This is a genomic window from Stenotrophomonas sp. G4 (assembly GCF_003428825.1).
GTDB classification, from domain to species: domain Bacteria; phylum Pseudomonadota; class Gammaproteobacteria; order Xanthomonadales; family Xanthomonadaceae; genus Stenotrophomonas; species Stenotrophomonas indicatrix.
This window is the reverse complement of record NZ_CP031741.1, coordinates 4,405,019-4,412,500: the sequence shown is the minus strand read 5'-3', so window position 1 is coordinate 4,412,500 and position 7,482 is coordinate 4,405,019. Positions and strand designations below refer to the sequence as shown.

Annotated in this window: 5 protein-coding genes and 2 rRNA genes (1 of these 7 running past the window's edge); 4 read left to right on the top strand and 3 right to left on the bottom strand. The window is 64.8% G+C overall.

Annotated elements, in window-relative coordinates:
• Positions 1-1,243: ribosomal RNA gene (locus D0Y85_RS20205) — 23S ribosomal RNA — on the top strand (it extends 1,635 nt beyond the left edge of the window).
• A gap of 168 nt (positions 1,244-1,411) precedes the next feature.
• Positions 1,412-1,526, top strand: a 5S ribosomal RNA gene (gene rrf, locus D0Y85_RS20200).
• A gap of 389 nt (positions 1,527-1,915) precedes the next feature.
• Here rrf and D0Y85_RS20195 read toward each other — a convergent pair.
• The 3 genes from D0Y85_RS20195 to hemH form a co-directional block, all read right to left on the bottom strand.
• Positions 1,916-4,012, bottom strand: a complete 2,097-nt coding sequence (locus tag D0Y85_RS20195; protein WP_117311777.1) for a methyl-accepting chemotaxis protein — start codon at positions 4,010-4,012, stop codon at positions 1,916-1,918.
• A gap of 291 nt (positions 4,013-4,303) precedes the next feature.
• Positions 4,304-5,164 (bottom strand): alpha/beta hydrolase, encoded by an 861-nt coding sequence (locus D0Y85_RS20190; RefSeq protein ID WP_117311776.1) that lies wholly within the window; start codon positions 5,162-5,164, stop codon positions 4,304-4,306.
• Positions 5,161-6,123, bottom strand: a complete 963-nt coding sequence (gene hemH / locus D0Y85_RS20185) for a ferrochelatase (RefSeq protein ID WP_117311775.1) — start codon at positions 6,121-6,123, stop codon at positions 5,161-5,163. The genes D0Y85_RS20190 and hemH overlap by 4 nt, the downstream gene beginning before the upstream one ends.
• A gap of 166 nt (positions 6,124-6,289) precedes the next feature.
• Between hemH and D0Y85_RS20180 the strand changes: the two genes are divergently transcribed.
• Together D0Y85_RS20180 and tatA are read left to right on the top strand one after the other, a co-directional pair.
• On the top strand, positions 6,290-7,180 hold the full coding sequence (locus D0Y85_RS20180) for a YSC84-related protein (RefSeq protein WP_117311774.1): 891 nt from the start codon (positions 6,290-6,292) through the stop codon (positions 7,178-7,180).
• A 74-nt stretch (positions 7,181-7,254) separates the two neighbouring features.
• On the top strand, positions 7,255-7,482 hold the full coding sequence (tatA, locus tag D0Y85_RS20175; RefSeq protein WP_025878762.1) for a Sec-independent protein translocase subunit TatA: 228 nt from the start codon (positions 7,255-7,257) through the stop codon (positions 7,480-7,482).

The window sequence follows — 7,482 nt, the reverse complement described above, 5'->3', positions numbered from 1 at the left end:
TCGGGTGAAGGAACTAGGCAACATGGCACCGTAACTTCGGGAGAAGGTGCACCCTTTTTGGTGGCTCGTGCGAGCTATAGCTGAAGAGGGTCGCAGTAACCAGGCCGCTGCGACTGTTTATCAAAAACACAGCACTCTGCAAACACGAAAGTGGACGTATAGGGTGTGACGCCTGCCCGGTGCTGGAAGGTTAATTGATGGGGTCAGCCGCAAGGCGAAGCTCTTGATCGAAGCCCCAGTAAACGGCGGCCGTAACTATAACGGTCCTAAGGTAGCGAAATTCCTTGTCGGGTAAGTTCCGACCTGCACGAATGGCGTAACGACAGCGGCGCTGTCTCCACCCGAGACTCAGTGAAATTGAAATCGCTGTGAAGATGCAGCGTTCCCGTGGCAAGACGGAAAGACCCCGTGAACCTTTACTATAGCTTTACACTGAACGTTGAGTTCGTCTGTGTAGGATAGGTGGGAGGCTATGAAACCATGGCGCTAGCTGTGGTGGAGCCATCCTTGAAATACCACCCTGTCGTGCTTGACGTTCTAACCTGGGCCCATTATCTGGGTCGGGGACCGTGTATGGTGGGTAGTTTGACTGGGGCGGTCTCCTCCTAAAGAGTAACGGAGGAGCTCGAAGGTACGCTCAGCGCGGTCGGACATCGCGCACTGTGTGCAAAGGCATAAGCGTGCTTGACTGCAAGATCGACGGATCAAGCAGGTAGGAAACTAGGACTTAGTGATCCGGTGGTTCTGTATGGAAGGGCCATCGCTCAACGGATAAAAGGTACTCCGGGGATAACAGGCTGATACCGCCCAAGAGTTCATATCGACGGCGGTGTTTGGCACCTCGATGTCGGCTCATCACATCCTGGGGCTGTAGTCGGTCCCAAGGGTATGGCTGTTCGCCATTTAAAGTGGTACGCGAGCTGGGTTCAGAACGTCGTGAGACAGTTCGGTCCCTATCTGCCATGGGCGTTGGAGATTTGAGAGGGGCTGCTCCTAGTACGAGAGGACCGGAGTGGACGAACCTCTGGTGTTCCGGTTGTCACGCCAGTGGCATTGCCGGGTAGCTATGTTCGGAAGCGATAACCGCTGAAAGCATCTAAGCGGGAAGCGCGCCTCAAGATGAGATCTCCCGGGGCACAAGCCCCTGAAGGAACCATGTAGACTACGTGGTTGATAGGTCAGGTGTGTAAGTACAGCAATGTATTGAGCTAACTGATACTAATGATCCGAGAGGCTTGACCATATAACCTCAAGTTGCCTTGGCCGACATGACATGTCGATAGATCCAGGTGCACGCTACGTCACAAGACCAAACGAGAGGCAGGCGCTCAGGCGCGTCTCTTTGCATCGCTGGCATCACCATGCCCGCCCCTGCAAGGACACGACGCCCAGGCGACACTCCAACCGCCTCCCTGGTGAAATTAGCGCTATGGAACCACCCGATCCCATCCCGAACTCGGAAGTGAAACGTAGCTGCGCCGATGGTAGTGTGGCCTAAGCCATGCGAGAGTAGGTCATCGCCAGGGTTTATACCCGAAAACCCCGCTGCTCACGCAGCGGGGTTTTTCTTTGTGCGCGGGAAACCAAGGGTAGTGCTGGCCGCTGGCGGGCAACCACGTGCAGCCGCGTGATGTTCATGAGGTTGCCGGCCAGCGGCCGGCACTACCGGAACTCAATACCCACGCGTAGATGCGGCGCCCAGGGAGTGCCGCATTATGTGGAGCACAGCAGCTGGCCGACATACTCCGCTGCAGCGGCAGGTGCTCTGGCCTTCTTACTTATCATCGTGTCGCATGCAGCCTCAAACGGACCGCCTTCGTACCCGTTGAGTGAAACAACCCCGCCGCGAACCACGCCCAACAAAAAGGCGGCGCCCTGCGGGCGCCGCCTTCCATGTAGCAGACGCAGGCCCGGATCAGTCGATCAACGCGGCCTCGCGCCGGCGGAACACCGATACCGCCTGGTTCAGTGCACCGGCCTGCGACTGCAGTTCACGTGCCGCCGCAGTGGCTTCTTCCACCAGCGCCGCGTTCTGCTGCGTGGCCTGGTCCATCTGCACCACCGTCTGGTTGATCTGCTCGATACCGGATGACTGCTCCTGTGACGCCGCCGAGATCTCGCGCATCAGGTGGCTTACGTTCTCAACGCCACCGACGATGCCCTGCATGCGCTGTCCGGCATCGGCCACCAACTGGGCGCCCTCGCCGACCTGACGTCCTGCCTCGTCGATGAGGACCTTGATCTCCTGGGCCGCCGCCGCCGATCGCTGCGCGAGCACACGGACCTCGCTGGCGACGACCGCGAACCCGCGTCCCTGTTCGCCGGCGCGTGCCGCTTCAACCGCTGCGTTGAGCGCGAGGATGTTGGTCTGGAAGGCAATGCCGTCGATCACGCCGGTAATGTCGCCGATCCGCTTCGACGCGCCTTCGATGGCCTGCATGGTGTCGACCACCCGCTGCATGGCGTGGTTGCCATCACTTGCTGCGCCCTGGGTGGAGGCGGCCAGCTCGCTGGCCTGGCGCGCATGCGCTGCGTTCTGGCGCACGGTGGCGGTCAGCTCCTCCATCGAGGCGGCCGTTTCCTGTAGATGAGCGGCCTGTCGCTCGCTGCGCTCGGACAGCGCGCCGTTGCCGGCGGCGATTTCGCTGGCGGCCGTGCTGATGGTGGTGGCGCAGTGCTGGATGTGGCCGACCATGCGCGCCAGCTGGCCGGCGGTGGCGTTGGCATCGCGCTGGATGGCGGCGAACGCGCCGTGGTACTCGCCCTGCATGCGACGGTCGAGATCGCCGTTGGCCATCGCCGAAAGCATCTGCCGAACTTCGTCGACCGTGCTGCCCAGTGTGTCCAGCAGCTGGTTGATGCCCCCGGTCAGGCCGTCGAGGAAGCTGGCGCCTTCGCTGGCCTGCAGGCGCTGTTCCAGATCACCCTGCGCGGCGGCATCGACAATCCCGGCGACGGCATTCTCCAGCGTCAGTTCGTGGGTACGGTCATGCCATTCCACCGCAAAACCCAGGCGCGCGCCCTGTGCGTCGAACACCGGGGTGACGACCTGGGCGAAGTGCACCGGCCCAATCCGCACCTTGCCGTTGTGTGTCGCCTGCAGCTCATTGAGGATGCCGCGGATGCGGTCAGGGTTGGCATGGAAGCGATGGATGCTGCTGCCGACCAGCCGCTCGGCGTCGAAATCGGGGAAGGCCTGGCGCAGCGTGGCCTGCTGGTTGCGCAGCAGCGCCACCACCGAGCGGTTGACGTAGCGGATGACGTGATCGTTGTCGGCGATCATCATCGCCGTGCGCGAGGCATCCAGTGCCTGGCGGATCTGTGCGTTCTCGGCATGTGCTTCGGCCTCGCGGCCGCGCTGCGCCTGCACATGGCGTGCGGTATCGGCCAGCGCGTGGGCCAGGGAACCGGGTGCGTAGCTGCGTGCATCGCTGTGTGCGCCGAGGTCGGCGCCCGTGGCGATGTCGCGTGCCAATGCCGCCAGGCGGTGCGGTCCGTGACCCAGCGCTTCGCTCTGTTGGCGCAGGCGCGCGGCGGTCTGGCCCAGCACCAGCGTCAGCACCGCCAGGGCCATGGCATTCAACAGCGGCGGCAGGACGGCCGCCCCATCAAGCAACGGCGCCAGCAACGCACCGACACCCACGGCGCCGGCCAGCCACAACGGCATGCGGTCACGCTGGATGAGCAGCACGCCCAGCAGCAGCGCGATGGGCAATGCGGCATTCAATCCGCTGATATGGCAGAGCACGCTCAACTGCAGTGAAAGCACTACGGCCAGCCCGTTGCGCGCGAGCGGATGGCCGGCCTGGTGCCAGCCCAGCCAGGCGGCTGGCAGCACTGCGGCGGCAACGGCGCTCGCAGCGGGCACCGACGTGCCGCGCACGGCCAGTACAAGGCCGATCGCTGCGAACGCCACGCTGCCCAGCAGCAGGCGACGATCGCCTCGCTCGGCCAGCTGTTGCAGATAGGGGAGACGGCCCTGGTCGGGCGGGCGGGAGGACGCAATGGACATCGGCAACTCCTGGATCAACGGACGGCAGCGGCCCTGCAACGCGCTGCGCGGATGAGCGCAACGACGGCACGGTCGGGGAATTCGGGGAATGCGGCGCAGGAAGCGACGCGGAGGACGGACACCGTGACCACATCCTGTGGATGACGGTGCAGCAGACGGGACATGCGGTCTTCCTTGCAGAACCAGGAACGAGCCGCAGGCACAAAGGGCCTGCGCGCTGTGGACGCAGGGGCCCACTACCGTTCTATCGGCCGCACTGGCGCAGAGTGAAGTGCGCGCGGCCGACGATGGTCAGCGTGCGTTGGCGTTTTCGCTCAGGAACGCATCGATGACGGCGGCAATACGCGCCGGGTGTTCCATGTGCAGGTGATGGTTGCCGGGGAATACCGCCAGGCGGCCATCGCGCAGATGCTGCAGGCGCTCGCTGCGCATCGGCTCGGGATAGTACGACTGTGCAGGCGTGGCATAGATCACCTGGGTAGGACAGGTGATGGCCTGCAGCAGGTTGTCGATCTGGCCTTCGCTGAGGCGGATCGCGGTGGGCAGCATCAGGCGCGGATCGCTGCACCAGCGATAGCCGCCTTCGACCGGCTCGACACCGCGTTCGACCAGCAGGCGTGCGCAGCCTTCGCTGAGCTGGTTGGTCATCATCCGCGCCCGGATCGGTGCAGCCAGATCCGGGAACACGCGCAGCTGCTTGCGTGCCAGTGCTCGGCTGGCGTCGACGTGCTCGCGCAGGCGGCTGGCGGTTTCTTCCTCCGGCCCGCGCAGGCCGCCGAGTGCCTCGATGGCGACCAGCCGTTCGATGCGGTCACTGACCGCTGCGGTGAGGCTGGCGATGCCGGCACCCATCGAATGGCCGATCAGGGTGAACCGGTCCCAGCCCAGTGCATCGGCGACATCGAGGACATGGGTGATCGCTGCCGGCGTGGTGTACACCGCCCCGATCGGCAGATGCGCGCTGTGGCCGTGCCCGGGCAGATCGATCGCCACCAGGTCCAGGTGCGGCAGATGCGGCGCCAGCGGAACGAAGCTGGCCGCATTGTCGAGCCAGCCGTGCAGGGCCAGCACCCGCGGACCCTCGCCCGGCCGGCGGCGCAGGCCGGCGACGCGGACGCCCGCGACCTGCAGCTCAAACGGCTGCAGGCTCATGCCAGCGAGGCCACGGCCAGCCGAGCCAGTGCGCGGGCGTGTTCCGGTGCGGCGTTGAGGCAGGGGATGTAGCGCATCTGTGCGCCACGCTCGGCCAGTGTTTCGGTGAAACCCATGGCGACTTCTTCCAGTGTCTCCAGGCAGTCGGTGGCAAACCCGGGGCAGACTACGTCGATCTGCTTCACCCCCGCTTCGGCCAGCTCCCACAGGCTGGGCTCGGCGTAGGGCTGCAGCCAGCGTTCGCGGCCGAAGCGCGACTGGTAACCCAGTTGCCAGTCGTCCGCGCCCAAGCCCAGTGCTGCGGCGATCGCGCGTGCACTGGCCTCGCAGCGCTGCGGATAGGGATCGCCGGCATCGGCAAGGCGCTGCGGAATGCCATGGAAGGAGAACATCAGCTTCTGGCCGCGACCCTGCTGCTGCCAGTAGCGCTGGATCGAGCCGGCAACGGCGGCGACCCAGTCCGGATCGATCGAATAGTCCTGCACCAGGCTCACGGTGACCTGTGGGTTCCTGCGCTGCCAGGCATCCACGCGATCCTCGACCGAGGCCGTGGTGGTGGTCGAATACTGCGGATAGAGCGGCAATACCACGATGCGGCGCACGCCCTCGGTGGCCAGCCGATCCAGTTCGGTGGTGAGCGCGGGTTCGCCGTAGCGCATCGCGTGGCGTACGCGCAGCGTCGGCAGCAATGCTTGCATCGCCTGCGCCAACTGGCGGGTGTGGACCATCAGCGGCGAGCCTTCCGGCAGCCACACCTGGGCGTACTTGGCGGCTGAACGGCTGCTGCGCAGCGGCAGTATCAGACCGCGCAGCAGGGGCTGCCACAGCAGTGCCGGCAGCGAGACCACGCGCCGGTCGGACAGGAATTCGGCCAGATAACGGCGAACGGCGGGAGCCGTCGGCGTCTCGGGCGTGCCTAGGTTGACCACCAGTACGGCGGTATCGGGTGCGTCGAGCATGGGCGGTATTGTCGCCGATTCCATCGTCACGTCGGCATGCAGGGTTCGGATGGATGTCATCGATGAGGCCAATATGAGCAGGCAACGCTCATTGGGGATTCATCACAACACTACTAATTTCAGTCACTTGCTATATCTTCCTATGGACTGACTTCTGGAGCCTGCCATGCGTCGCCCGATCCAAGCCCTGCTGATCGCCGCCAGCCTGCTGTCCAGCCAGGCCATGGCCGGGCCGCAGGAAGACCAGCGCGCCCGCAACGCGGTGCGTGTACTGGCTGAAATCCAGGGAATCCCTGAACAGGGCATTCCGGACAAATTGCTCGACGAAGGCCGCGCGGTCATCGTCATTCCCGACACGATCAAGGCCGGTCTGGTGATCGGCGGCCGTCGTGGCCACGGCCTGATGTCGGTGCGCATGCCCAATGGTGCGTGGTCCAACCCGGTATTCATCAAGCTCACCGGCGGCAGCATCGGCTTCCAGGCCGGTGTGCAGTCCTCCGACGTGGTGCTGGTGTTCCGCAACGACCGCAGCCTGGACAACCTCGTCAACGGCAAGTTCACCCTCGGCGCCGATGCCGGCGTGGCCGCCGGTCCGGTGGGCCGCAATGCCGCGGCCGCCACCGATGGCCAGCTGAAGGCCGAGATCTGGTCGTGGTCGCGCGCCCGTGGCCTGTTCGCCGGCGTCGCCCTGGATGGTGCGATCCTGCAGATCGACGATGCTGCCAACCTTGACGCCTACGGCAGCAACACCACCCCGCGAATGATCTTCGAGGGCCGCGCGGCTGGCTCGCCGTCAATGGATGTGGTCGCTTTCCGTGATCGCCTGGAAGAGGCGACCTACGCGGCGCGCAACAACCGCAATGGTGGCAATGACGCACCGCGTCCGGCGGCCGCTGCAGCGCCTGCCCCGCAGCCTGTTCAGGCAGCGCCGGCAGCCCCTGCTGAAGCGACCACGTCGCCGCTGCAGGCCGTGCCGCAGACCCCGCCGCCGGCCCAGCAGGGTTTCCAGCCGGTCAACGACGGTGAAATCCGCACTGAAGCACTGGGCAACAACTGACTTTCGTCACGCGCGCCGGCTAACAGCCGGTGCGCTATGCTCGGCAATCTGATCACTAACGTAACGAGCGACTTATGGGCAGTTTCAGCATCTGGCATTGGTTGGTCGTGCTCGCCATCGTCCTGCTGGTGTTCGGCACCAAGCGCCTGACCAGTGGTGCCAAGGACCTCGGCTCGGCGGTCAAGGAATTCAAGAAGGGCATGCACGACGACGACAAGCCGAACGCGCAGTTGGGCGACGAGTCGCGCAGCCAGGACGCCTCGCGCACCGCGCAGGACGAGCACGACCGCAAGCCGCGTTGA